Source organism: Pseudomonas sp. PB120, assembly GCF_009761815.1.
Taxonomy (GTDB): Bacteria; Pseudomonadota; Gammaproteobacteria; order Pseudomonadales; family Pseudomonadaceae; genus Aquipseudomonas.
The window spans coordinates 61,731-83,944 of record NZ_RWIN01000020.1; the positions used below are offsets into that span (position 1 = coordinate 61,731).

The 22,214-nt window shown below is 58.3% G+C and carries 28 protein-coding genes; 11 read left to right on the top strand and 17 right to left on the bottom strand.

Annotated elements, in window-relative coordinates:
* Nucleotides 1-40: 40 nt before the first annotated feature.
* Both EJA72_RS03070 and EJA72_RS03075 read right to left on the bottom strand, forming a co-directional pair.
* A complete protein-coding gene (locus tag EJA72_RS03070; protein ID WP_157710067.1) occupies nt 41-772 on the bottom strand; it encodes a carbonic anhydrase in 732 nt (243 codons plus the stop codon).
* Between the two features lie 244 nt (nt 773-1,016).
* Nucleotides 1,017-2,075 carry a PA0069 family radical SAM protein gene (locus EJA72_RS03075; RefSeq protein ID WP_157710068.1) on the bottom strand — a complete coding sequence of 353 codons (1,059 nt, stop codon included), beginning with the start codon at nt 2,073-2,075 and terminating at the stop codon, nt 1,017-1,019.
* A 223-nt stretch (nt 2,076-2,298) separates the two neighbouring features.
* Between EJA72_RS03075 and EJA72_RS03080 the strand changes: the two genes are divergently transcribed.
* Together EJA72_RS03080 and EJA72_RS03085 are read left to right on the top strand one after the other, a co-directional pair.
* On the top strand, nt 2,299-2,604 hold the full coding sequence (locus EJA72_RS03080) for a hypothetical protein (protein WP_157710069.1): 306 nt from the start codon (nt 2,299-2,301) through the stop codon (nt 2,602-2,604).
* Nucleotides 2,605-2,817: 213 nt separating this feature from the next.
* The gene (locus EJA72_RS03085) at nt 2,818-3,459 is read left to right on the top strand and encodes a dual specificity protein phosphatase family protein (RefSeq protein ID WP_157710070.1); all 642 of its coding nucleotides are present in this window, start codon (nt 2,818-2,820) and stop codon (nt 3,457-3,459) included.
* Nucleotides 3,460-3,503: 44 nt separating this feature from the next.
* Here the strand turns inward: EJA72_RS03085 and EJA72_RS03090 are convergent, their stop codons facing one another.
* Nucleotides 3,504-3,791: a YheV family putative zinc ribbon protein gene (locus EJA72_RS03090; protein WP_157710071.1), complete on the bottom strand. Its 288-nt coding sequence runs from the start codon at nt 3,789-3,791 to the stop codon at nt 3,504-3,506.
* Nucleotides 3,788-5,866 carry an oligopeptidase A gene (prlC, locus tag EJA72_RS03095; RefSeq protein ID WP_157710072.1) on the bottom strand — a complete coding sequence of 693 codons (2,079 nt, stop codon included), beginning with the start codon at nt 5,864-5,866 and terminating at the stop codon, nt 3,788-3,790. Before prlC ends, EJA72_RS03090 begins: the two co-directional genes overlap by 4 nt.
* A gap of 76 nt (nt 5,867-5,942) precedes the next feature.
* Here prlC and EJA72_RS03100 point away from each other — a divergent pair, with 76 nt between their 5' ends.
* Together EJA72_RS03100 and EJA72_RS03105 are read left to right on the top strand one after the other, a co-directional pair.
* Entirely contained in the window at nt 5,943-6,488 is a 546-nt protein-coding gene (locus EJA72_RS03100) for a gamma carbonic anhydrase family protein (RefSeq protein ID WP_178129006.1), read from the top strand.
* A 27-nt stretch (nt 6,489-6,515) separates the two neighbouring features.
* Nucleotides 6,516-7,166: an HAD family hydrolase gene (locus EJA72_RS03105; protein ID WP_157710073.1), complete on the top strand. Its 651-nt coding sequence runs from the start codon at nt 6,516-6,518 to the stop codon at nt 7,164-7,166.
* 108 nt (nt 7,167-7,274) lie between these two features.
* Here EJA72_RS03105 and EJA72_RS03110 read toward each other — a convergent pair whose 3' ends face one another.
* Nucleotides 7,275-8,366 (bottom strand): aminopeptidase, encoded by a 1,092-nt coding sequence (locus EJA72_RS03110; protein ID WP_157710101.1) that lies wholly within the window; start codon nt 8,364-8,366, stop codon nt 7,275-7,277.
* A gap of 60 nt (nt 8,367-8,426) precedes the next feature.
* On the opposite strand from EJA72_RS03110, the gene EJA72_RS03115 reads away from it, so the two are divergent.
* Together EJA72_RS03115 and EJA72_RS03120 are read left to right on the top strand one after the other, a co-directional pair.
* Nucleotides 8,427-8,849 (top strand): hypothetical protein, encoded by a 423-nt coding sequence (locus EJA72_RS03115; RefSeq protein ID WP_157710074.1) that lies wholly within the window; start codon nt 8,427-8,429, stop codon nt 8,847-8,849.
* A 40-nt stretch (nt 8,850-8,889) separates the two neighbouring features.
* On the top strand, nt 8,890-9,309 hold the full coding sequence (locus EJA72_RS03120) for a hypothetical protein (RefSeq protein WP_157710075.1): 420 nt from the start codon (nt 8,890-8,892) through the stop codon (nt 9,307-9,309).
* Between the two features lie 6 nt (nt 9,310-9,315).
* Here the strand turns inward: EJA72_RS03120 and EJA72_RS03125 are convergent, their stop codons facing one another.
* On the bottom strand, nt 9,316-9,549 hold the full coding sequence (locus EJA72_RS03125; RefSeq protein WP_157710076.1) for a DUF1161 domain-containing protein: 234 nt from the start codon (nt 9,547-9,549) through the stop codon (nt 9,316-9,318).
* A gap of 250 nt (nt 9,550-9,799) precedes the next feature.
* Entirely contained in the window at nt 9,800-10,231 is a 432-nt protein-coding gene (locus EJA72_RS03130; protein WP_157710077.1) for an OsmC family protein, read from the bottom strand.
* A gap of 241 nt (nt 10,232-10,472) precedes the next feature.
* On the opposite strand from EJA72_RS03130, the gene EJA72_RS03135 reads away from it, so the two are divergent.
* Entirely contained in the window at nt 10,473-11,474 is a 1,002-nt protein-coding gene (locus EJA72_RS03135; RefSeq protein WP_157710078.1) for an LLM class flavin-dependent oxidoreductase, read from the top strand.
* Nucleotides 11,475-11,546: 72 nt separating this feature from the next.
* Here EJA72_RS03135 and EJA72_RS03140 read toward each other — a convergent pair whose 3' ends face one another.
* Both EJA72_RS03140 and EJA72_RS03145 read right to left on the bottom strand, forming a co-directional pair.
* Nucleotides 11,547-11,768, bottom strand: a complete 222-nt coding sequence (locus EJA72_RS03140) for a DUF1161 domain-containing protein (protein WP_157710079.1) — start codon at nt 11,766-11,768, stop codon at nt 11,547-11,549.
* A 123-nt stretch (nt 11,769-11,891) separates the two neighbouring features.
* Nucleotides 11,892-12,107, bottom strand: coding sequence for a dodecin (locus EJA72_RS03145; RefSeq protein WP_157710080.1), 216 nt, complete (start codon nt 12,105-12,107; stop codon nt 11,892-11,894).
* Nucleotides 12,108-12,262: 155 nt separating this feature from the next.
* Here EJA72_RS03145 and EJA72_RS03150 point away from each other — a divergent pair, with 155 nt between their 5' ends.
* The gene (locus EJA72_RS03150) at nt 12,263-12,589 is read left to right on the top strand and encodes a YqjD family protein (RefSeq protein WP_157710081.1); all 327 of its coding nucleotides are present in this window, start codon (nt 12,263-12,265) and stop codon (nt 12,587-12,589) included.
* Here EJA72_RS03150 and EJA72_RS03155 read toward each other — a convergent pair.
* On the bottom strand, nt 12,586-13,479 hold the full coding sequence (locus tag EJA72_RS03155) for a LysR family transcriptional regulator (RefSeq protein WP_157710082.1): 894 nt from the start codon (nt 13,477-13,479) through the stop codon (nt 12,586-12,588). The two genes, EJA72_RS03150 and EJA72_RS03155, sit on opposite strands and share 4 nt — an antisense overlap.
* Before the next feature lie 112 nt (nt 13,480-13,591).
* On the opposite strand from EJA72_RS03155, the gene trpB reads away from it, so the two are divergent.
* The 3 genes from trpB to EJA72_RS03170 all read left to right on the top strand — a co-directional run bounded on the left by trpB (nt 13,592) and on the right by EJA72_RS03170 (nt 16,210).
* Nucleotides 13,592-14,818, top strand: coding sequence for a tryptophan synthase subunit beta (gene trpB, locus EJA72_RS03160; protein WP_157710083.1), 1,227 nt, complete (start codon nt 13,592-13,594; stop codon nt 14,816-14,818).
* Nucleotides 14,818-15,630 carry a tryptophan synthase subunit alpha gene (gene trpA / locus EJA72_RS03165; protein ID WP_157710084.1) on the top strand — a complete coding sequence of 271 codons (813 nt, stop codon included), beginning with the start codon at nt 14,818-14,820 and terminating at the stop codon, nt 15,628-15,630. The genes trpB and trpA overlap by 1 nt, the downstream gene beginning before the upstream one ends.
* Before the next feature lie 121 nt (nt 15,631-15,751).
* Nucleotides 15,752-16,210, top strand: a complete 459-nt coding sequence (locus tag EJA72_RS03170) for an anti-virulence regulator CigR family protein (protein ID WP_157710085.1) — start codon at nt 15,752-15,754, stop codon at nt 16,208-16,210.
* A gap of 143 nt (nt 16,211-16,353) precedes the next feature.
* On the opposite strand, the gene EJA72_RS03175 is transcribed toward EJA72_RS03170, so the two are convergent.
* The 7 genes from EJA72_RS03175 to EJA72_RS03205 form a co-directional block, all read right to left on the bottom strand.
* Nucleotides 16,354-18,315 carry a DUF4105 domain-containing protein gene (locus EJA72_RS03175; RefSeq protein WP_178129008.1) on the bottom strand — a complete coding sequence of 654 codons (1,962 nt, stop codon included), beginning with the start codon at nt 18,313-18,315 and terminating at the stop codon, nt 16,354-16,356.
* The gene (locus EJA72_RS03180) at nt 18,312-18,632 is read right to left on the bottom strand and encodes a DUF2388 domain-containing protein (RefSeq protein WP_157710086.1); all 321 of its coding nucleotides are present in this window, start codon (nt 18,630-18,632) and stop codon (nt 18,312-18,314) included. Before EJA72_RS03180 ends, EJA72_RS03175 begins: the two co-directional genes overlap by 4 nt.
* Nucleotides 18,633-18,660: 28 nt before the next feature.
* Complete coding sequence (locus EJA72_RS03185; protein WP_157710087.1) at nt 18,661-18,978, bottom strand: DUF2388 domain-containing protein; 318 nt, start codon at nt 18,976-18,978, stop codon at nt 18,661-18,663.
* A gap of 107 nt (nt 18,979-19,085) precedes the next feature.
* Complete coding sequence (locus EJA72_RS03190) at nt 19,086-19,403, bottom strand: DUF2388 domain-containing protein (RefSeq protein WP_157710088.1); 318 nt, start codon at nt 19,401-19,403, stop codon at nt 19,086-19,088.
* A 145-nt stretch (nt 19,404-19,548) separates the two neighbouring features.
* Nucleotides 19,549-19,761, bottom strand: a complete 213-nt coding sequence (locus EJA72_RS03195) for a DUF1127 domain-containing protein (RefSeq protein WP_157710089.1) — start codon at nt 19,759-19,761, stop codon at nt 19,549-19,551.
* 256 nt (nt 19,762-20,017) lie between these two features.
* The gene (locus EJA72_RS03200; RefSeq protein WP_157710090.1) at nt 20,018-20,233 is read right to left on the bottom strand and encodes a DUF1127 domain-containing protein; all 216 of its coding nucleotides are present in this window, start codon (nt 20,231-20,233) and stop codon (nt 20,018-20,020) included.
* A 319-nt stretch (nt 20,234-20,552) separates the two neighbouring features.
* The gene (locus EJA72_RS03205; RefSeq protein ID WP_157710091.1) at nt 20,553-22,046 is read right to left on the bottom strand and encodes an acetyl-CoA hydrolase/transferase family protein; all 1,494 of its coding nucleotides are present in this window, start codon (nt 22,044-22,046) and stop codon (nt 20,553-20,555) included.
* Nucleotides 22,047-22,214 lie beyond the last annotated feature (168 nt).

The following is a 22,214-nucleotide window of genomic DNA, read 5'->3' on the forward strand; positions in this document are numbered from 1 at the left end:
ACAGCGGTCGGCGTCAAACCACAAAAATTCTTAGGAGGATTTAGAAGCGCGCTTTGGGCGTCGCCACCGGGATCGGTTGGCTGCCGTTGAGCGGCAGGAAACAACCCTTGTCCGCGTCGTAAGCTTTGATTGCGCTGGTTTCGATGTCGTAGACCCAGCCATGTATGAACAGATGACCGTTCGCCATGCGCGAGGCTACCGAAGGGTGGGTGCGCAAGTGCTGCAATTGGGCGATGACGTTTTCCTCGGTGAGGACGTGCATACGCTCGTTCTCGTCGGCGCAGTTGCAGTTTTCATGCACCATGGTTTTCGCGACTTCCGCATGCCGCAACCAGGCTTTGACCGTAGGCATTTTTTCCAGGCTGTCGGGGTTGAGCACCGCACGCATCGCGCCGCAATCGGAGTGGCCGCAGATGATGATGTGCTGCACGCCCAGCGCCAGCACTGCGTACTCGATGGCGGTGGAAACGCCGCCGTTCATTTGCCCGTAAGGCGGCACGACGTTGCCGACGTTGCGGGTCACGAACAGATCGCCAGGGGCGCTGTGGGTGATCAATTCAGGAACGATGCGTGAATCGGCACACGCGATGAACATGGCGCGCGGCCGTTGGGCGGTGGCGAGTTTCTTGAAGAGCTCTTCCTGCTGCGGGAAGACCTCATGGTGAAAATGCAAAAAGCCGTCAACGATATGCTTCAACGCTGCATCGGCGCTTTCCGCCTCGGGCTGGGTGGAAGCCGATGCAGCCAGCGGCTGTTTATCCTTGTCACTCATGAATTCATCCTCATTGTCGGAGTCTGGGGATTTTCCCGTTTAGTCCGGTGTGAAGCCAGTGGCTGTTTAAAAAACATCCAGGTCGCAAAGCATGACCTATCAGTCACTCGATGAACAAGGTAACGGCCGAAACTTAACTCAAACTGAATGAAACGCTCTAGATCGTGTGTTCCAGGTCACACAAAACGTGACCAGCCTAAAAGTCCGGTGTGTTTCGTACCCCTCAACCATAGGCCAATTGTCTTCAAATCAAGGACATTTGGCGACCTGGCGGACAGAAGGCCTCGCAGTCCAGATTAAAGCCTTCCCGGCGATTGAGCCCCAGGCGCTTGATGGTTTTGGCAAAGCGCTGGGCCAACAGGTCGGCGAACGGGCCTTCGCCGCGCATCCGGGCACCAAACCGGCTGTCATACAATTCGCCGCCGCGGCTCTGGCGGATCAGGCTCAACACATGCGCAGCGCGCTGCGGGTAGTGGGCGGCCAACCATTCTTCGAACAAGGGCGCCACTTCCAGCGGCAGGCGCAGCATCATATAAGCGGCACTCTGCGCGCCGGCTGCGTGGGCCTCGGTGAGCAGGCTTTCGAGTTCGCTGTCGTTGATCATTGGAATCATCGGCGAACACAGCACGCCCACCGGGATCCCCGCTTCGCGCATCACCCGGATTGCCCGTAGGCGGGCCTTGGGTGCAGCGGCGCGGGGTTCGAGGATGCGTTTGAGTTCATCGTCCAGGGTGGTCAGGCTGATCATCACTGCCACCAGCCTTTGCCGGGCCAGTTCGGCCAACAGGTCAAGATCGCGCAGAATCAGCGAGCCCTTGGTGATGATGGTCACCGGATGACGGTATCGCAGCAGCACTTCCAGGGTTTTGCGGGTGATTTTGTGCTCGCGCTCGATGGGCTGATACGGATCGGTGTTAGAGCCCAGGTTGATCGGCGCGCATTGATAACCGCGTTTGGACAGCTGTTCTTCCAGCACATCGGCCGCGTTGGTCTTGGCGATCAATTTGGTTTCGAAGTCCAGCCCCGGTGACATGTCCCAATAAGCGTGGCTGGGCCGTGCGTAGCAATAGATGCAACCGTGCTCGCAGCCGCGATAGGGGTTGATCGAGCGATCAAAGGGCAGGTCCGGCGAGTTGTTGCGGGTGATGATGGTTTTCGCCGTCTCGATGCGCACTTCAGTGCCTTGGGTCGTCGGCACTTCCTGATACCAGCCGTCGTCCTCGGCCACCGAGCGGTTCGGCGCGAATCGATTGTGCGGGTTGGTCGCGGTACCGCGGCCGCGTGGAGGCAAGGGAGTGCTCATCGATCAATACTCGTTTGCTGTATGTACATACAGTATCGAAGGTTTGACGAGCTGGCCAGTGCCGTTCGACGCTAATTTCTATATATGACGATTTTGTTTATCAACTAGTGCAAGTTGTCGCAACGCTGAGAAACATATAACGAATAGTCGGTTGATAAAATTTTTCAGTAGTATCCGCTGCACACGAAGTTTTCGTGAACTACTTATTAAAAGGAATTAATTAATGTCGTTTTTTAATCAGCGCGGTATATTTTTGCAACTCATGAGCCCCACTATTGTCAATCCACGGGAAGCGCAGGTTTCGATGCAGCTTGCGCGTATGGAAATGCTGTGGGACCCCGTCAACGAGTTGCATACCGAGGCCTTGGTGGATTCCGTCTACGTGAAGGCGATCTCCGATGACGGTGGCCGTTCCTTCAATATCAATGTAATCGGCAGCGATGTTGATGGTGACGGCGATATCGACAATGATGACAAGGCAAAGCTGTTGGCCTTGGCAAAAGCCTATGCAAGTATCGTTAATCCATAACAAGGTTTGGCAACTAAGCCTGCATGAATAACCTTGCAGGTTTAGTTGCAAGCCGGCTGCTGAAAACCACCGTGGTGGAAAACTCGGGTGCACGACGAGCGCGGATATAAATACTCTGATTCACGATTCTTTGACAGACGGCTCACAGGTCTTTGACCGTCCAGCACTCAATGTGGAACCCGCATCCCGCCTTTTCCAATATGGTCGCCAAGCATGTCTACGCGCCTTATCCCTGCGATGTGCCTGTCGCTGGTCGCATTTTTCAACCTGACGCTCGTCCACGCGGACGACGCCGTTGTCCCCCGGCCTGCAGAGTGGGCCCAATCGGTAGAGGTGCAATACAACCTCTTCCAGATGTCCCCGACGCTCTACCGCAGTGCATTGCCCGACCAGGGTGCGGTGCCTTTGCTGAAAAAACTCAAGGTCGGCACCGTGATCAATTTCCTGCCTGAGTCGGATTCGAGCTGGTTGTCCACGCCGGGTATCGCCCAAGTGCAGCTGCCTTATCGCACCAACCATGTGGATGACGCGGATGTGCTCAAGGCCCTGCGTGCCATACAGACCGCTGAAACCAAAGGCCCGGTGTTGATGCACTGTAAGCATGGTTCGGACCGGACCGGCCTGATGGCGGCGATGTACCGGGTGGTGGTGCAAGGCTGGAGCAAGGAAGACGCGCTGAACGAAATGACCCAGGGCGGTTTTGGCGACAGCAGTCACTTCAAGGATGGCATTCGCTACATGATGCAGGCCGATGTCGACAAACTTCGCACTGCGCTGGCTAATGGCGATTGCAGCACCAGCCCGTTTGCCAGCTGCTCGATGAAGAACTGGTTCAAGTCCGCCAACGTCCAGTAATCAGCACCTCCCACGGCGTTGCGCAGTGGGAGGCGGTTTCTGACTCAGTGCTGCTCGTCCGGCTTTTTCTTCAACTTCGGGTTCGGGAAAAACTGCACGGCCTGAACCTTGACGTCCGGCGCCTTCAACGCCGACGTATTGACCCGGGTGCCCAGTTCCTTGGGCACTGACAGACCCTGTTCATTGAGCGTGTCGGAATAACCGCAGCCCACGCACTCACGGTGCGGCACGTCGTCTTCGCTCCACATCATCAGCTTGTCCGGCTCGCTGCAGGCCGGGCAAACCGCCCCGGCGATAAAGCGTTTTTTGGTAATCACAGGCCCCTCACTCATGCTGCCGCGTCCTCACTCAGACCGCTGTGGCGCAAGAGTGCGTCAATCGATGGCTCACGGCCACGGAAATCGACGAACAGCACCATCGGCTCCTGAGAACCGCCGCGCGCGAGAATCGCTTCACGGAACGCGCGACCGGTGTCGGCATTGAGCACGCCGTCTTCTTCGAACTTCGAAAAGGCATCGGCCGACAGGACTTCAGCCCATTTGTAGCTGTAGTAACCCGCTGCATAACCGCCCGCGAAGATGTGCGCGAAGCTGTTCGGGAAGCGGTTGTAGGCCGGTGGACGCATGACCGAAACCTCGTCGCGCACGCCTTCGAGCAATTGCAGCACGCTGCGGCCGTCGCCGTGGGTGGCGTGCAGTTCGAAGTCGAACAGCGAGAATTCCAGTTGGCGGACCATCATCAGGCCGGACTGGAAATTCTTCGCCGCGAGCATTTTGCCCAGCAGGTCTTGCGGCAGCGGTTCGCCGGTTTCGTAGTGACCGGAGATCAGCGCCAGGCCTTCCGGCTCCCAGCACCAGTTTTCCATGAACTGGCTTGGCAGTTCGACCGCATCCCAGGCCACGCCGTTGATACCGGACACGCCCGCGTGTTCGACGCGGGTCAGCAAGTGATGCAGACCGTGACCGAATTCGTGGAACAGGGTGGTCACTTCATCGTGGGTCAGCAGCGCAGGCTTGCCGCTGTCGGCCGGTGTGAAGTTGCACACCAGATTGGCCACCGGGCTTTGCAAGACGCCTTCAGCGGTGCGGCGACGATCGCGTGCGCCGTCCATCCAGGCACCGCCGCGCTTGTTGGCGCGGGCGTAGAGGTCGAAGAAGAAGCGGCCGACGTGCTGGCCGTTTTCCTTGATTTCGAACAGGCGGACATCCGGGTGCCAGGTGTCGAAGCCTTTCTGCTCGGCGATTTCGATGCCGTACAGACGCTGAACGATGGCGAACAATCCGCTCAGCACTTTGTCGATCGGGAAGTAGGCGCGCAGGGCTTCTTGCGCAACGCTGTAACGTTGCTCGCGGAGTTTTTCACCGTAGAAACCGCTGTCCCAGCTTTGCAGGTCCGGGCAGCCTTGTTCGGCGGCGTAGGCTTTGAGCTGTTCCAGATCCTGTGCGGCAAACGGTTTGCTGCGCTTGGCCAGGTCGCGGAGGAAGCTCAGCACTTGATCGCTGGATTCAGCCATCTTGGTGGCCAGGCTCAGTTCGGAAAAACTGGTGAAGCCGAGCAGTCTGGCCAGTTCCTGACGCAGGTCGAGGATTTCTTCCATGACCGGGCCGTTGTCGTTCTGGCCAGCATTTGGCCCTTGGTCCGACGCACGGGTGCAGTAGGCCGCGTAGACTTCCTCGCGCAATGCGCGATCCTGGGCGTAGGTCATCACCGCGTAGTAACTCGGGAATTCCAGGGTGATCAGGAAACCGTCCAGGCCTTTAGCCTGGGCTGCCGCCGCCATTTGCGCCTTGGCCGAATCGGTCAGGCCGGCGAGGGCGGCTTCGTCGGTGACGTGCTTGGTCCAGGCTTGGGTCGCGTCGAGCAGTTGGTTGGAGAAGCGGCTGCCCAGTTCCGACAGCTTGCTTTGCACTTCGGCATAGCGTTTCTGTTCGGCTTCCGGCAGGTCGATACCCGACAGTCGGAAATCACGCAGCGAGTGTTCCAGGATGGTTTTTTGCGCCACGTCGAAACCGGCGGCTTCAGGGCTGCTGGCCAAGGATTCGAAGGCCTCGAACAGTTCGCGATTCTGGCCCAGCTCGGTCGAGTAGGCACTCAGCGCGGGCAGGCAGGACTCGTAGGCTTCGCGCAGTTCAGCGCTGTTGCACACGGCATTCAGGTGACTGACCGGGCTCCAGGCGGCACCGAGACGATCGTTGAGTTCGTCCATTGCCAGCACCAGGCCGGCCCAGGTCGGCTGTTTGCCCTGGGTTTTGAGGATCTCGATAATGGCGGCGCGGTTGTCAGCCAGGATCTGTTCAATGGCCGGTCGCACGTGCTCGGCACGGATCGCCGAGAACGGCGGCAGGTCGTAGGACTGCAAAAGAGGGTTGTTCACGCTCACGGTTGGCACCTTGGCTGGAATAATCATGCATGAAGAAACATGGCACCATCTTAATTACAATCGACACCGACCGCAGCTATCAGCGACAGAGAGAGAACCTATCGTGTCCCTTCGCAAGTATCAGAACCACACGCCGCTGCTCGGCAACGGCGCTTTTGTCGACTGTTCGGCGGTGGTGATCGGCGACGTTGAAATCGGCGAAGACAGCTCTGTCTGGCCGCTGACGGTGATCCGCGGCGACATGCACCGCATCCGCATCGGTGCGCGCACCAGTGTCCAGGACGGCTGCGTGTTGCACATCACCCACGCCGGGCCATTCAACCCTGACGGCTTCCCGCTGCTGATTGGCGACGATGTGACCATCGCGCATAAAGTCATGCTGCACGGTTGCAGCGTAGGCAGCCGGGTGCTGATCGGCATGGGCAGCATCGTCATGGACGGCGCGATGGTCGACGACGATGTAATCATCGGTGCCGGCAGCCTGGTGCCGCCGGGGAAGCGCCTGGAAAGCGGCTTCCTTTATGTGGGCAGCCCGGTGAAACAGATTCGCCCGCTGACGGACAAGGAAAAAGCCTTTTTCACTTACAGCGCGGCGAACTACGTGAAGCTCAAGGACCTGCATCTGGCCGAAGGCTACGACCAACGCTGACCCCGGCATTCTTATTCAGGATTCAACATGCATTACCAAACCGTTTTGTTCGACCTCGATGGCACCCTGACCGACCCGCGCGAGGGCATCACCCGTTCCATCCAGTTCGCCCTGGGCAAACTGGGCATCGACGAGCCCGACCTGACCAAACTCGAACACTTTATCGGCCCGCCGCTGTTGCAGGCGTTCATGCAGTTCTACGAGTTCGATGAGGCCAAAGCCTGGGAGGCGGTCAACTTCTACCGTGAGCGTTTCAAGGTGACGGGGCTGTACGAAAACCGCGTGTTCGACGGTGTCACGCCGCTGCTGGAAACCCTGAGCGAGCAAGGTCGGCAGCTGTACATCGCGACCTCCAAGCCATGGGTGTTCGCCCGGGAAATCGCTCGGCACTTCGATTTTGCCAAACACTTCAAAGTGATTTATGGCAGCGAACTGGATGGCACGCGGACCAATAAAGTCGAGCTGATCGCCCACCTGATGAAAGAAGAAGGCCTGGACCCGGCCAACACCCTGATGATCGGCGACCGCAAACACGACCTGATCGGCGCACGCAGCAATGGACTGGACGCGGCGGCGGTAGGGTACGGGTTTGGTAGCCGGGAAGAATTGAGCGCAGAAGCGCCGGCGTATCACTTCGAAACACTGGACGAGATGCATCAGGCGTTTTTGCGGCGCTAGTCAATACGCCTTCGTCGGAATGCCGCCCAGACCAAGCCTCGCTCCTACAGAAGATTTGTGATCGACACTAATCGTGTAGGAGCGAGGCTTGCCCGCGAAGAGGCCCGTTCAACCAGCGGATATTTTCGATTCCGCCAACGTTTTCAATGCCGCTTTGCGCTTATCCCCCGGCAATTCGCCAAGCTTCTCCACTTCGGCATAAAACACCACCCAATCCCCACCCGTTTGCCGGAACAACGCCGCGAACGCCGGCACCCACTGGTCGTACAGACCAAATGGCAACAACCGGGCATTGTTCATCGGCGCGTTGATCCACGCGTCGTAGCGTTTGTCCCCGGCCCATTGGCTGTCGCGCATTTTTCGGTACTCGCTGCGCAATCGTTCGAACTCCGCCGCTTTGCGCTGGCGCATTTGGTCATGGGGCAACGGCAAGGCGTACAGCTGCTCGAGCCGGGTGCGTGTATTCAGAATCAGCTGAGTGAACTGGTCTCGATGCTGTGCCTGTGCATCGTTGTCCGGCGGCAACCCACGATAGGCGCGCCATTGCCGAGTGCCTTCCTGTTCCACAAAGGTCGCGAATGACTCGTTGAATTCGGTGTCGTCCTTCACATAAAAGCGCTGGTGCGCCAATTCGTGAAAAATCAGCGTGGCCAAGCGCTCGTCACCCCAACCCATCATCGAACTGATGATCGGATCGTTGAACCAGCCAAGCGTCGAATACGCCTCAACTCCGCCGGTCGACACGTCCATGCCCTGCAATCGCAGCAACGCCGCCTCGCCGCGGGCGGCGCTTTGGCTGTAGTAGCCGCGATAGGCCACGCAACCGGCGATCGGAAAACAATGGCTTTGCGGTGTCAGGGAAAATTCCTGCGTGGCGAACACGTTCCAGACTACGAACGGTCGGCCAATGTCAGCGTACAAACGGTAACTCTGGTTATCCGGCAGATGCAGCTGCTGGCTGGCAAACGCCCGGGCCTTTTGCGATTGGGCCAGGTGCGCACGCAATTTCTGATCGCGAGACGGATCGGCAATCACCTCGGCGACCGGCTCCCGGGCGCGCAGCAATTGCAGTTGGCCGCTGGCCAATTGACCGTAATAGCTGACGCTGGCACAACCGTTGAGTAACAAAAACAACGCACCCGGAAACAAAACGCGCAAAACGCGATCAAGTAACCCAAGGCTTGGACGCGGCCTGATCAAAATAAAATCATCCATGGAGAGTCTGCCCGCAAGACTATCCCGCCTGACTGGAGCTCCGCTATGCGCAAGATGATGCTGACGGGAGGCCTGTTGATGTTGACAGGCTGTGCTGGTTTCGGATTACCCCATCACGATCCGTCTCAAGCGTGGATCGACCTGGAATCGAAGCAGGAAGATACGGCCCTGCAAGCGCTGGAGGTCGATAACAAAGTCGCCGACGACAAACGTTTTTTTGAAGTACAGCCCGGCAGCCATGAGCTGACGGTGCGCTACCAGTTCGCAGTCCAACCCACCAACATCGGTCCCGATGCCGAGCCGATATGGCGTGATTGCCAGCTGAATGTGAAATTCAAGGATTTCAACGCCGGTGAGCGGTATGAGCTGCAAGCGGGGAATATCGGCTTTCGGCCGTGGGCAAAGCTCTATGACCAACAACGAAAAATGGTGGGTCGAGGCACACCGGCAGGCTGTCAACGCACCTGATCGGCGTTATGCTGAATGACCAATCCTCGGGACATTCATCATGCGCAGGTTGATGCTGTTGCTCGCTGCAAGTGTTGTGGCCGGCTGCCAGAGCCCGTTGCCGGCGGCTAATCCGCAGATGGCCTGGGTCGACTTTTCTACACCCTTTCCCAACGATAAGTTGTTGATGGCCGAACGCCTGGACAAGCAGCGATTACGCGACGGGCGTTTTTTCGAAGTCGCACCCGGTAGCCATGAACTGATTGTTCGATTCGACTTTGAAGTGCCCGGTGGCGGGGGGTTGATGATGGACGGACCTACGGAACGGCTGTGCTACCTGACCATCCAATACGATCATTTCGAAGCCGGCCAGCGCTACGTGCTGGTTGGCCAATCGATAGCGTTTACCCCGGGCGCCCGGCTATACAACGCGAAGCGGGAGATCGTCGCCGAAGATCGGGAATCCTACTGCCTCATGTGAGGAACATCAGCGATCGTTTTTCTGGTAGATGATCTTCTTGGTGCCATTTTCGCACGAGCCAACGACCATGTTCTGATCGTGCACTTCGTCATTGGTGACAATCTCCAGGGTATAGGAAGTGACCCCTTGGGCCTGGATCTTGGCTTCGATCTCGGCCTTGAGTTCTTCACAGGGTTTCGGTGCTGCGAGTGCCGATGTGGCCAGTGCGCAACCGATAACCGCCAAGGCAAAACGTTTCATGGTTGAAGCTCCCTTGAGGCAGCGCGCAGGGTCCTGCGCTTTTTCGCTGCTGTCATTTATTCGACCACAGTTTTGCCAGGCGAGTTCTGATTTCGCTCACCTGCAGGATCCGTTTTGTCGTTTATAAAGTTGCTATCGCGAGCAGGCTCACTCCCACATGGGATTTGCGTTCGACACAGATCCAATGTGGGAGCGAGCCTGCTCGCGATGGCGTCGTCACATTCACCGCCAGATCAAACCTTAACGAAAATCAACTGACCAGCGTCGCATCCAGGCTGATTTTCGCATTCAGTACCTTGGACACCGGGCAGCCTTCCTTCGCCTTGTTACTCAAGTCCTCGAATTGCGCCTGGGTCGCCCCGGGAATTTTCGCCTTGAGGATCAATTTCACCGCCGTAATCGCAAAACCGCCGTCCACTTGATCCAGGGTGACTTCAGCCTGGGTGTCGATGCTCTCTGCCTTGAGGCCGGCATCGCCGAGAATCATTGAAAACGCCATGGAGAAGCAGCCTGCATGGGCTGCGCCGATCAGTTCTTCCGGATTGGTGCCTTTGCCGCCCTCAAAGCGCGCCTTGAAACCGTAGGGGGCTTCTCTGAGTACCCCTGTCTCGGTGGAAATCGAGCCGATGCCGGTTTTCAGATCACCAGCCCAATGAGCCGATGCTTTCTTGGTAATAGCCATGCCTGCCTCCTCAAGATCCGGCGCGAGGGTCGCGCCTTTGTGGTTTTCGGTTGCTAGGGTTCTGAGGATAGACGGTGGCGCAAAGTTCACCCGATCTGAATTGTCCTACCAATTTCGTAGGAAATTTCACCTCGGCTATTGAAACTCGGGTATATGCCCTCATTGCATGAACACGCTCATGGATTCGGCAGGTTTTCGTTCGCAAGAAAAAACCTGCTCACTCAATTGGAGAAGCAGGTTTATGAAACAACTGTCCGATATCAAGTTTTCGACCCTCGATCTGGTGCCCGTGCGGGCGAATGGAAGCGCGGCCCAGTCGCTGCGCAACTCGCTGGACCTGGCGCAGCACGTCGAAAAATTCGGCTATAACCGCTTCTGGGTGGCCGAACACCACAACATGGACGGCATCGCCAGTTCCGCGACCTCGGTCTTGCTTGGTTACCTGGCCGGCGGCACCTCGACCATACGCGTCGGTTCTGGTGGGGTGATGTTGCCCAACCACGCGCCGCTGGTGATCGCCGAGCAGTTCGGCACGCTTGAAAGCCTCTACCCCGGCCGGATCGACCTAGGTCTGGGCCGCGCCCCCGGCTCTGATCAGATGACCGCCCGCGCCTTGCGTCGTGAACGCTCCGGCAGCGCCGATGATTTCCCTGAAGACGTGGCCGAACTGGTGCGCTACCTCGGCCCGCGCACGCCGGATCAACGCATCATCGCGATGCCGGGTACGGGCACCAATGTCCCGATCTGGCTGCTGGGCTCCAGTCTGTTCAGTGCACAGCTGGCCGGCGAGCGAGGTTTGCCCTACGCCTTCGCATCACATTTCGCCCCGCGCTTCATGCATGAGGCGATTCGCGTCTACCGCAATCACTTCAAGCCGTCGGCAATACTGGATAAGCCCTATGTGATGCTCGGTGTGCCGTTGGTCGCCGCCGACACCGACGAGCAGGCTGACTACCTGGCGACCTCGGTCTATCAGCGCATCCTCGCATTGATGCGTGGCCAGAGCCTGGTGCAACGTCCGCCGGTCAAAACCATGGACGGCCTGTGGTTGCCGCATGAAAAAGAAGCGGTGGGCGATTTCCTGGGATTGGCGATGGTGGGTAGCCCGCAGAAAATCCGGGCCAAACTGGAGGTGTTGATCGAGCAGACCCAGGCCGATGAGCTGATTTTTACCTGCGACCTGTATGAACACGCCGATCGCGTGCATTCCTACGAACTGCTGGCGCAGGTCATGAAGGGCTGACGCTCAAAACAGCGCCCACAAAAACAGCCGACGCTTTCGTGTCGGCTTTTTTATGTGTGCGAAAGAATCAACCTACTTCTTGTAGACAATTGCCTTGGTGCCCTTTTCACATTTTCCGACGATTTTCCCGCCGGCCGCTGCGCCTTTGTCGACGATTTCCAGTGAATAACCAGAAACGCCTTTGGCATCCAGTTTCGCGGCAATTTCAGCTTTCAGCTCTTCGCACGACTTGCCTTCGGCAAAGGCAGTCCCCGCAAGGCTCAATAAACCTACCGCCAAAATAAACTTCTTCATCGGTCGCATTACCTGGTCGGATCAAAGGGAGCATCCCGCCATTGGCCGGATGTTAATCATGTAGCGCTTTGCCATTCCCTATGGCATTCGGCCAGCGCGCAAGTTCAGAAGAGTAGCCCAAACTCAGCTGCTGGCAATTCGGAACCCGACCTTGAGCGTCACCTGAAAGTGGGCCGCCTTGCCGTCCTTGATGTGCCCACGGGTTTCGGTCACCTCAAACCATTCCAGATGCTTGATGCTTTTGCTGGCCTCGGCCAATGCGTTGTTGATGGCATCTTCAATGCTGGTGGTGGACGAGCCGACCAGCTCGACTTTTTTGTAGGTGTGATGGTCAGTCATGGCGTTCTCCTTGGGGTGTGAAATACAGACTAGCAGTGATTTTCCGTATTACTTCTGTCGGCCAATCCCACAGGGAAGTTCATATTTACTGCACTTTCTCGAACCCCTGAAGTCCCAACCAACACACGCAACTCAATCAATGCAGGAGAGCCACCATGGCCAACACCTCTTTACGTAAAGCCTCATTGCAAAGCATGGAAGCCGAGATCGAGAGTCTGCTGAAGTCGCTGGAAAACCTGAAAGACGATGCTTCGGACGAGTCGCGCAAAACCTTGAAGGCGTTGAAAAGCAACGCCGAGAACGCGCTGAAGCATTCCCGCCATCTGCTCAGCGATGCGTATGAAGAAGTCAAAGTCAAAACCCGCGAAACCGGGATCGCCACTCGGGACTACGCGCAGGAACACCCTTGGACGACAGCCGGGGTCGCAGTGGGTGCGTTGGGTCTGCTCGCCGCTTACCTGCTGTGCAAGCGCGAGCACTAATCCGCTTGGCACAGCTCGTTTTTGAGCCAATGCGCCAGTTGTAGAGCGCGCCCATCCGCAGCTCGCTTGGGTAGCCACAACGCCAGTTGCGCCGGGGTTTCACTGAAACCCCATGGCGCAACCAGGCGACCGGCCTTCAAGTCCTCGGCCACCAAGGGTTCAGGCGCAATCGCAACCCCCAACCCGGCTACGGCTGCTTCCAGCAAATAATACAAATGCTCAAACCCCTGACCGTACTTCAACGCCTTGGCGTCGAGGCCGCTTTGCTGTGCCCAGCTCGGCCAGGCTTGGGGTCGCGAGGTCGTGTGCAGCAACGGTTCGGTGAGCAATGCGCTGGCCGGTGCATTTTCGAATCGCGGGTAAGCGACAAAGCGCGGGCTCATCACCGGGCCGATCCGTTCGCTGGCCAGGGTGTAAACCTGCATGTCTGCCGGCCAGGGTGGCTCGGCAAACACGAGCAACGCGTCCAGCCCGGGCTTGCGCGGGTCGAGATCACCTTCACCGGCCGACAAGTGCAGACGCAAGTCCGGCAGATCCGCATTCAACCGCCCCAATCGTGGAATAAACCAGCGCGCCAACAAGCTTCCCGAGCAGCCGAGCACGAACGGGGCGTCGGCGGTGCTTTGGGTCAGCTCGGCACACACGGTGCGCAGACGTTCGAAAGCTTCGCCACTGGCATCGCGCAAACGCACGCCGGCATCTGTGAGTTTAAGGCCGCGCCCGTCCTTGATAAAAAGGCTCACGCCAAGGTGTTCTTCCAATACTTTCAGCTGCCGGCTGACGGCACCGTGGGTCACGTGCAGCTGTTCGGCAGCCCGACTGACGCTGTTCAGGCGTGCAGTGGCTTCAAAGGCACGAAGGGCATTTAGCGGAGGAAGGTCATGGCTCATTTGATCTGTGAGTTTTCCTGACATATTGTGGCGATCTTATCGGTTTTCAGCCTGTGACGTCAGGGGTAGAGTAGGCCCCATTGTCATCTCAAGCATTCAACTGGAGCGACCCATGACCCAGACTAATCTGCGCACCGGCCCCGACACCAACGGCATGTTCGGTTCGTTCGGCGGCCGTTATGTCGCCGAAACCCTGATGCCGTTGGTCCTGGACCTGGCCCGGGAATACGACCTGGCCAAGGAAGATCCGGCCTTCAAAGAGGAATTGGCCTACTTCCAGCGCGACTACGTCGGTCGTCCAAGCCCTCTGTATTACGCCGAGCGTCTGACCGAGTTCTGCGGCGGCGCCAAGATCTACCTCAAGCGTGAAGAGCTGAACCACACCGGCGCGCACAAGATCAACAACTGCATCGGCCAGATCCTGCTGGCGCGTCGCATGGGCAAGAAACGCATCATCGCCGAGACTGGCGCCGGCATGCACGGCGTGGCGACGGCCACCGTGGCGGCACGTTTCGGTCTCGACTGTGTGATCTACATGGGCACCACTGATATCGAGCGTCAGCAAGCCAACGTATTTCGCATGAAGCTGCTGGGCGCCGAAGTGATCCCGGTCGTGGCCGGCACCGGCACCTTGAAAGACGCGATGAACGAAGCCCTGCGTGACTGGGTAACCAACGTCGACAATACCTTCTACCTGATCGGTACCGTTGCCGGCCCGCACCCTTACCCGGCGATGGTCCGCGACTTCCAGGCGGTGATCGGCAAGGAAACCCGCGATCAGTTGCAAGCCCAGGAAGGCCGTCTGCCCGACAGCCTGGTGGCGTGCATCGGTGGCGGCTCCAACGCCATGGGCCTGTTCCATCCGTTCCTCGACGACAAAAATGTCGAGATCATCGGCGTTGAAGCGGCGGGTTACGGCATCGAAACCGGCAAGCACGCGGCAAGCCTGAATGGCGGCGTGCCTGGCGTGCTGCACGGCAACCGCACCTTCCTGCTGCAAGACGACGATGGCCAGATCATCGACGCCCACTCGATTTCCGCCGGCCTCGACTACCCAGGCATTGGCCCGGAACACGCTTGGTTGCACGACATCGGTCGCGTTCAGTACACCTCGGTGACTGACGACGAAGCCCTCGACGCATTCCACAAATGCTGCCGCCTGGAAGGGATTATTCCTGCACTGGAAAGCGCCCACGCCTTGGCCGAAGTGTTTAAACGTGCACCGACCCTGCCGAAGGATCACCTGATGGTGGTCAACCTGTCCGGCCGTGGCGACAAAGACATGCAAACCGTGATGCATCACATGGAAAACGCCCAATCCCAGCAGGAGAAACACTGATGAGCCGCCTGCAAACCCGCTTTGCCGAACTCAAGGAACAGAACCGCGCCGCCCTGGTGACCTTCGTGACCGCTGGCGACCCGAGTTACGACACATCCTTGGCGATCCTCAAAGGCTTGCCTGCTGCTGGCGCCGATGTGATCGAACTCGGCATGCCGTTCACCGACCCGATGGCTGATGGTCCGGCGATTCAGCTGGCCAACATCCGCGCCCTGGGTGCCAAACAGAACCTGGTGAAAACCCTGCAAATGGTTCGCGAGTTCCGTGAAGGCAATACCGAGACCCCGTTGGTGCTGATGGGCTACTTCAACCCGATTCACATGTACGGCGTGCCGCGCTTCATTGCCGACGCGAAAGAAGCGGGTGTGGATGGCTTGATCGTGGTCGACATGCCGCCGGAACATAACGCTGAGCTGTGCGACCCGGCTCAAGCCGCTGGCCTGGACTTCATCCGCCTGACCACTCCAACCACCGACGACGTGCGCCTGCCCACCGTGTTGAACGGCAGCTCCGGTTTCGTTTACTACGTGTCCGTAGCCGGTGTGACCGGTGCCGGTGCGGCAACGCTGGAACATGTGGAAGAAGCGGTGGCGCGTTTGCGTCGCCACACCGAACTGCCGATCAGCATCGGCTTCGGCATTCGTACACCGGAGCAAGCGGCGTCCATCGCACGCCTGGCCGATGGTGTGGTGGTGGGTTCGGCGCTGATCGATCACATCGCCAATGCCTCGACGCCGGAGCAGGCGATCGATGGCGTACTGGGCTTGTGCTCGGCGCTGGCAGAAGGCGTGCGTAAGGCGCGGGTCAGCTGAAGGTAAAGTTTCTGATACAGAGGAATTAGCGCCTCACGGTACAGACTAACCAGCAAGACCGAGGGCTTCAGGACTACGTTCTGAAGCCCTTTTTGCTGTATGTGCAGTGAGGAAAGACCTGATGAAAATGCCGAAACGTCTGATTGCCAGCCTGGGTGTGCTGATGTTGAGTGCGACCCCGTTGCTGCACGCCAGCGCCGATCAACGCGACGATCACGACCACGGCGGCCCGCAGCAGGGCCAATACGATAATCATGGCAACAACAACCATGGTGATGATCACCGTGGCCCGCAGGACAACCATCGCGGTGGCCCGCCGCCACGTGATTTTGGCCCGGTGCGCCAGAGCATTCACGACAATCACGGTTACTTCGTACGCGGTGCTCCACCACCCCCGGGCATACATCTGGTCCGTGGCCGGCCGTTGCCTCATGGCTATTATGGCGAGCGCCTGGATAACCGCGCGCTGTCGCATCTGCCGTATTACCAAGGCTACGAATGGCGCCGTGCGGGAGGCGACATTGTGCTGATCGCCGTAGGCACCGGGATTGTTTATGAAATCCTCGAGGGCGTGCTCTAAATCTTCGCAACCTGATTCGCCCTGTGTAGCAGCTGCCGAGGAACGAGGCTGCGTTGCGTGTCCGCAGGACCGCCCTTCGGGGCCGCTGCGCAGCCCAACGCAGCCTTGTTCCTCGGCAGCTGCTACACCGGCGACCGGTGAACTCAGGGTAATTCCAATCCCCCCGACGCCTTGTGCAACTTCCGTAAATGCTCGCCAACCAGCTTCAGGTTGGCCTCATTGGCTGCCATTTCGGCCGCTCGGCCGGGTTCAAGCAACGCTCTTACTTCCTTGTCCAGATCGCCGGTCAGCGCTTGAAGTTGCTTTTGTCGCAGGCTGCTTTCCGATTCCAGATTTTGCCATTCGTTTGGCTGTGGCAATCCGTATCCGCCGGTACCGAGCAACTCGGCCGGACGGCTGAGGAAACCACTGTTGGCAAGAATTTCCTTTAAGGTCGCGTTGGCCTTGTCCATCCCGCCGTTCTTCAATTCCCGGGCGCCCAAATAGCGCTGTTTGACTTCGTCCTGGGCCAGCAGCAATTGTTGACGGAAACTCGCTTGCTCCAATAGCAGCAATGCCGCACTGGTGCGCAGGTCAGCCTGATCGAACCACTGGCGGCGTTCTTCAGATTTCAATGCCATCCAGTCTTCCACGGTTTCCTGTTTGATCGGCAAGTGCTTCTTCAGCACCTCGAACATCGCTTGATAGCGATCACGGAAGGAGTCAAAGCGATATCCCAGGCGCAGTGCTTCACGCGGGTTGTCCAGTACGCTGGTGTCCGCCAGCCCTCGGCCTTTGAGCACTTCCAGCAAGCCATTGGGCATGATGTTGTCCAGGCCGACCAGTCGCGCATTGTTGGTGCCGCTGCGTAGTAATTTCAGCTCTTCCACAGCGCAATTGTTGGACAGGAAGAAATAGTTGCCGTCGTAACTCCAGTGCATCTCGGCAGCATGTTCGACAACGCCTTCGATTTCGGTACGCGACAGGTTCAACGGTACCGAGGCCAGGCTACGCAGTTCGGTCTTGGTGTACTCGTCGATCACCTGGGACAGGGGCAGTACAAACAGGCGTGACGGATATTTTCCCACCAGTCCGTCCCAACTCGACAGTTGAACGTCACCGACGAAGGCGCGGTAGGACAACACCAGGTGCTGATCCAGATCGAGACGGCAGTCCGGGCCACGAGGTCGGCCCGGTGCACAGATCACCAGCCGCAGCATGCTATGGCCCCAGCGGCTGACCCAGTTCTGGTTCGCTTCGGCCAGCAGATAATCGACGGCGTAAACCCGCTCCGGATCGACCTCGCCAAGGGGTTGTTTGGCGAAATCGTTGCCAGCGTTGAGGAACGCGAAGGATTTGGCGCACGTGGTTTTGGCGGCGGGGGCCCAGCCGAAATGTTCCTTGTAGTAGCGGTACAGCGCAGGACGGCGGCAGTCGTAGCTCGGGTCGAGGAGGAAATACTCCATGTTGACCGCGACGAACTCCTTGGGGCTGGTGGTTTCGTAGATGTCCGGGCTGCGGGCGATTTGCCGATTGTGCTGTTCGCGTTCACCCCGACGGCCGACATATTGCTGCCAGCCGGCCAGATCAAGCAGGCGCGGGTCGTCGCTCAATGTGAAGCGACGATCGGCCTGGCCGCGACATTGGTCGGGAATACCTATCAGCCCTGCACTGCTGGTGCGTCGGGTACAGCTTTGAATGAGCTTGCGTTCTGCGTCCGGCCACAGGCGTGCGCGGTCGTAAATGTGTGTGAGTTCGTGCAGCACCGTGGCGAGCATTTCCTGGCGTACGGTGCCGTGGGGACGATACGTCTTCTTGGTGGCGGCGCTGCCATCGGTGAGGCTGGCGAGCAGCTTGCGATTCAGGTCGAGTTCGGACACCAGAGATGCCTCGCCATAGGCATTGCTTGGCATGTCATCGGTCCAGCCGACGTCGATGCGTCGGTCCAGTTGCTCGATGAACCGCGGCGGCAACGCCTGCATGGCTTCATCGAGCAGCGCCTGGCTGGCCTGTTGTTGCGCGGGGCTCAAACCGTCGGTCTTGAGGTGCAGCTGCAAGCCGGCCTGGGCCGGGTTGCCTAGCAGCAACAAGACCCCGGCCAGCAGCCAGGCAGCTGAGAACTTCACAGTGCGAGGATGGCTTCGGCGAGCACCTGGTCGCTGGCATCGCGAGCTTCCGGCACGCGGGTCCGCAACGTATTGAAGGCGGCCTCCAGGTGCGCACCCCGAATATCGCCGTCGCTGGCGACGAAGCTGGCCGCATCGTCGTGGGCTTCACGAACGATCTTCGAGTCACGGATGGACGTCGTGGTATCGGAGGTGAAATCGAGGGTCCGTCGGGTAGCGTTGATGAGGATGTTACTGGTGGCTACCAGGGTGTGCGCCTGGGCCACGTCGGCCAACAACAGCAGGCCAAGCGAGGCAGCAATCAGTGGATTACGCATGGAACGACTCCGGAGAAACAAAGGATAACTATTGGACGAGAATTGCTTGCGCCAGTTCAAGGTCGCTTGCATGAAGTTTTGGCTGGGTCCGACGCAGATAAACAAGGGCGGATTCCAGTTGTGCTCCTCTCAGTTGGCCGTCAGTGGCAATGAACGTTGCCGCGTCATCCTGAGCGGCGAGCAGCAGTTTATGGTCGAAGGGGGCGGAGGTCACCATGCTTGAGGCGTAACCCGTGGCGACGATGCCTTGCGTCGAGAGATTGAAGGCGTCGTAGGCACGAGCCGAGCTCGCCCAGCAGGCTGTGGCGAATACGGGGATGATCAACAGATTTGGAAGAAAACGCATGGGACTCGATAGCTGAGAGCGAGTCCCAAGGCTAGCGTAACGCCCGGTTTAGAGCCAGCGCCGAAACATCGGGACACGGCAGGCGTGTCCCCTGTCTGGTCGACCGCTTAGATCGTCAGGATCGCTTGTGCGAGTTGTGCATCCGTCGCCTTCAGCTGCGGAGCCTGGTGGCGAATGTGGTCGAGGGCGCTTTCCAGTTTCACGCCACGAATGCTGCCTTCACTGGCGACGAAACTGGCCGCGTCATCACGAGCGGCAAGAACAATCTTGTCGTCATGAAAGGAGGACGTGACATCGGACGTTGCGTCGGAACTGGATTTGAGGGCGCCAACGACCGCGTCGGTGGTCACGATAAAGCTGGTGGCGTGGGAATTGGCAGCCACGGCAAGCAGGGCTGCAGCGCTGAGCAGACGAAGACGGGACATGGTGTAACTCCTTTTGATAAGCCGAGTGAGAGGTGGCGCGGTAACTATTGGATCAGACGCCTATAGCGCAGGGTTCGCCACGTTCCGGTTCGATATTAGGCCTGCGGGCAGCGATTCGAACAGTCCCGTCTGTACCAGTAGCGCGTTAGCGCCAGAAGGGTTTATCCAATTCGTTGGCTCGATCCGCATGGCTAATGCCCAAATCCGAAAGCTCTCGCTCATTGAGCTGCCCCAGCAATCGTCGGGTCCTGGCTGTTTCCAGGCTGTGGGCGAGCGCCTTCAATACGGCGTGAAGCCAGCGCAAACGGGATTTTGTCTTTGGGGAGGGAATGGATACGTCCTGTATTACGTGATTCATGGTGCAGTCCTTTGGCAGAGCGGTCGGTGATTCATGGTGACCTTGGCCGAATGCCCGCAACAGACACACCAACAGAAAATTGTACTGGTTCAGTTTTGGTTTATATAAAACTGTACTTGTTGCTCGTCTATCCAATTGTATTGGCGTTTCCAGCGGCCAAAACGACAAAACCCGCCGTGGTTTCCCACGACGGGTCTTGTTTGTCCAATTCGGGTTGCTGGCGGTGGACCTGCAGGTCAGAGCCAGCGACGCTAAGTTAGCGCCAGAACGGCTTGCTCAGCTCTTCGTAGCGTTGTGCTTCGCTAATCCCGGCGTCAGCCAGCAGACGCGAATCCAAGCGGGCCAATTGGTGGCGGCTGGACATGCGGCGCTGCCACAACATCAGGTTGGCGATAACGCGAAGAGGCATGGAAGCCTGGGATTTTGCAGCGGTGTCTTCGAAGAACAGTTCGGAACTGAGTGTACGTTCCATGGTTTTCATCCTTCCGCTTGTGGCGGGATTAGGTAGTGGTTTAACTGGTGCCCATGATCCTCTCGTTTGCCTAGTCTCTGTAGATACAGTTCATCTGTATTGTGAGAGCTCAGTTAACTGTTTGAAGGGGGTGTACTGGTCTAAATTGAGGCAACTGTACTTGTCGGCACCTTAATGGTGCATTTTGGCGGATTTGGTAAAAGGGAGTAGGCAGATTCGGTAGGAAATGACCGGTACAGCAGTACAGTTTTAAACAGAAAATCCAAAAACAATCGTCAGCTGGCGAAACTGTGTTTGCACCAGCTGATATCTGTACCAATTACCCCAGTAACATCCGGCCCTTTTCTTCCAGGTTGATGTGCCAGCTCAGGGCATCACGAAGGATGTGAGGCGTGTGACCGCCCACCGCACATGCGGCTGTGAAGTAATCATTCAGGGCCTGGCGATAGTCCGGGTGCACACAATTGTCGATGATCACCCGAGCGCGTTCCCGGGGGGCCAGGCCGCGCAAGTCCGCCAGGCCTATTTCGGTGACGAGGATGTCGACGTCATGTTCCGTGTGGTCAACGTGGCTGACCATCGGCACTACGCTGGAGATCGCGCCGCCCTTGGCGATCGATTTGGTGACGAAAATAGCCAGATGCGCATTGCGCGCAAAGTCGCCCGAGCCACCGATGCCATTCATCATCCGCGTGCCGCACACGTGGGTGGAGTTGACGTTGCCGTACAGATCGAACTCCAGCGCCGTATTGATGCCGATGATGCCGAGCCGGCGTACCACTTCCGGGTGGTTGGAAATTTCCTGTGGGCGCAGGATCAGCTTGTCTTTGTAGCGCTCCAGATTGCCGAAAACGTCGGTGTTGCGCCGGGCCGACAGGGTAATCGAGCTGCCCGACGCAAAGCTCAGCTTGCCGGCGTCAATCAGGTCGAAGGTCGAATCCTGAAGCACCTCGGAGTACATCGTCAGGTCTTCGAACGGCGAATCGATCAGGCCGCACATGACCGAGTTAGCGATGGTGCCGATACCGGCCTGCAACGGACCCAGCTTGTTGGTCATGCGCCCGGCAGCCACTTCCTGCTTGAAGAAGTCGATCAAGTGATCGGCGATGGCCTGAGTGTCAACGTCCGGCGGCAGCACGGTCGATGGCGAGTCGGGCTGGTTGGTGATCACGATCGCGACGATTTTTTCCGGCGGAATCGGAATGGCGGTGCTGCCAATGCGATCGTCGACTTTCACCAGAGGGATGGGCGTGCGCGTTGGGCGATAGGTCGGGATATAGATGTCGTGCAGACCTTCGAGGTTTGCGTTATGCGCCAGGTTGATCTCGACGATCACGTGTTTGGCGAAAATCGCGAAGCTGGCCGAGTTGCCCACCGACGTGGTGGGCACGATATGGCCTTGCTCGGTAATGGCCACCGCCTCAATGACCGCGATGTCCGGCAGTTTGAGCTGCTGATTGCGCAGTTGCTCTACGGTTTCCGAGAGGTGCTGGTCGATGAACATCACTTCGCCGGCGTTGATCGCCTTGCGCAAGGTGCTGTCGACCTGGAAGGGCATGCGTCGGGAAAGAACGCCGGCTTCGGTGAGCTGCTTATCGAGGTCGTTGCCCAGGCTCGCGCCGGTCATCAACGTGATTTTCAGCGGGGTGATCTTGGCGCGCTCGGCCAATGCATGAGGCACGGCTTTGGCTTCGCCGGCGCGAGTGAAACCACTCATGCCGACGGTCATGCCGTCCTCAATCAGAGCGGCAGCGTCAGCGGCGCTCATCACCTTATCCAACAACGAAGGCAAGCGAATACGATCACGGTACATGGATTGTTATCTCGGGTAACGAAAGCAAGGTTCGCAGTCTAGTGAATTTGCCGGGTGCCCGTCCCGCTACCAAGGTCGCATTAGAGCCCTCTATTCAGGGGTTTTCGGACAAAACACCTTTACCGGATCCGTAACAGACGCAAACAAAAACGCCCCGACGAGTCGGGG

Bases quoted from the DNA above. Each gene is read 5' to 3' on its own strand.
- EJA72_RS03070 (WP_157710067.1), bottom strand. From the start codon at position 772: ATGAGTGACAAGGATAAACAGCCGCTGGCTGCATCGGCTTCCACCCAG.
- EJA72_RS03075 (WP_157710068.1), bottom strand. From the start codon at position 2,075: ATGAGCACTCCCTTGCCTCCACGCGGCCGCGGTACCGCGACCAACCCG.
- EJA72_RS03080 (WP_157710069.1), top strand. From the start codon at position 2,299: ATGTCGTTTTTTAATCAGCGCGGTATATTTTTGCAACTCATGAGCCCC.
- EJA72_RS03085 (WP_157710070.1), top strand. From the start codon at position 2,818: ATGTCTACGCGCCTTATCCCTGCGATGTGCCTGTCGCTGGTCGCATTT.
- EJA72_RS03090 (WP_157710071.1), bottom strand. From the start codon at position 3,791: ATGAGTGAGGGGCCTGTGATTACCAAAAAACGCTTTATCGCCGGGGCG.
- prlC (WP_157710072.1), bottom strand. From the start codon at position 5,866: ATGATTATTCCAGCCAAGGTGCCAACCGTGAGCGTGAACAACCCTCTT.
- EJA72_RS03105 (WP_157710073.1), top strand. From the start codon at position 6,516: ATGCATTACCAAACCGTTTTGTTCGACCTCGATGGCACCCTGACCGAC.
- EJA72_RS03115 (WP_157710074.1), top strand. From the start codon at position 8,427: ATGCGCAAGATGATGCTGACGGGAGGCCTGTTGATGTTGACAGGCTGT.
- EJA72_RS03120 (WP_157710075.1), top strand. From the start codon at position 8,890: ATGCGCAGGTTGATGCTGTTGCTCGCTGCAAGTGTTGTGGCCGGCTGC.
- EJA72_RS03125 (WP_157710076.1), bottom strand. From the start codon at position 9,549: ATGAAACGTTTTGCCTTGGCGGTTATCGGTTGCGCACTGGCCACATCG.
- EJA72_RS03130 (WP_157710077.1), bottom strand. From the start codon at position 10,231: ATGGCTATTACCAAGAAAGCATCGGCTCATTGGGCTGGTGATCTGAAA.
- EJA72_RS03135 (WP_157710078.1), top strand. From the start codon at position 10,473: ATGAAACAACTGTCCGATATCAAGTTTTCGACCCTCGATCTGGTGCCC.
- EJA72_RS03140 (WP_157710079.1), bottom strand. From the start codon at position 11,768: ATGAAGAAGTTTATTTTGGCGGTAGGTTTATTGAGCCTTGCGGGGACT.
- EJA72_RS03145 (WP_157710080.1), bottom strand. From the start codon at position 12,107: ATGACTGACCATCACACCTACAAAAAAGTCGAGCTGGTCGGCTCGTCC.
- EJA72_RS03150 (WP_157710081.1), top strand. From the start codon at position 12,263: ATGGCCAACACCTCTTTACGTAAAGCCTCATTGCAAAGCATGGAAGCC.
- EJA72_RS03155 (WP_157710082.1), bottom strand. From the start codon at position 13,479: ATGAGCCATGACCTTCCTCCGCTAAATGCCCTTCGTGCCTTTGAAGCC.
- trpB (WP_157710083.1), top strand. From the start codon at position 13,592: ATGACCCAGACTAATCTGCGCACCGGCCCCGACACCAACGGCATGTTC.
- trpA (WP_157710084.1), top strand. From the start codon at position 14,818: ATGAGCCGCCTGCAAACCCGCTTTGCCGAACTCAAGGAACAGAACCGC.
- EJA72_RS03170 (WP_157710085.1), top strand. From the start codon at position 15,752: ATGAAAATGCCGAAACGTCTGATTGCCAGCCTGGGTGTGCTGATGTTG.
- EJA72_RS03180 (WP_157710086.1), bottom strand. From the start codon at position 18,632: ATGCGTAATCCACTGATTGCTGCCTCGCTTGGCCTGCTGTTGTTGGCC.
- EJA72_RS03185 (WP_157710087.1), bottom strand. From the start codon at position 18,978: ATGCGTTTTCTTCCAAATCTGTTGATCATCCCCGTATTCGCCACAGCC.
- EJA72_RS03190 (WP_157710088.1), bottom strand. From the start codon at position 19,403: ATGTCCCGTCTTCGTCTGCTCAGCGCTGCAGCCCTGCTTGCCGTGGCT.
- EJA72_RS03195 (WP_157710089.1), bottom strand. From the start codon at position 19,761: ATGAATCACGTAATACAGGACGTATCCATTCCCTCCCCAAAGACAAAA.
- EJA72_RS03200 (WP_157710090.1), bottom strand. From the start codon at position 20,233: ATGGAACGTACACTCAGTTCCGAACTGTTCTTCGAAGACACCGCTGCA.
- EJA72_RS03205 (WP_157710091.1), bottom strand. From the start codon at position 22,046: ATGTACCGTGATCGTATTCGCTTGCCTTCGTTGTTGGATAAGGTGATG.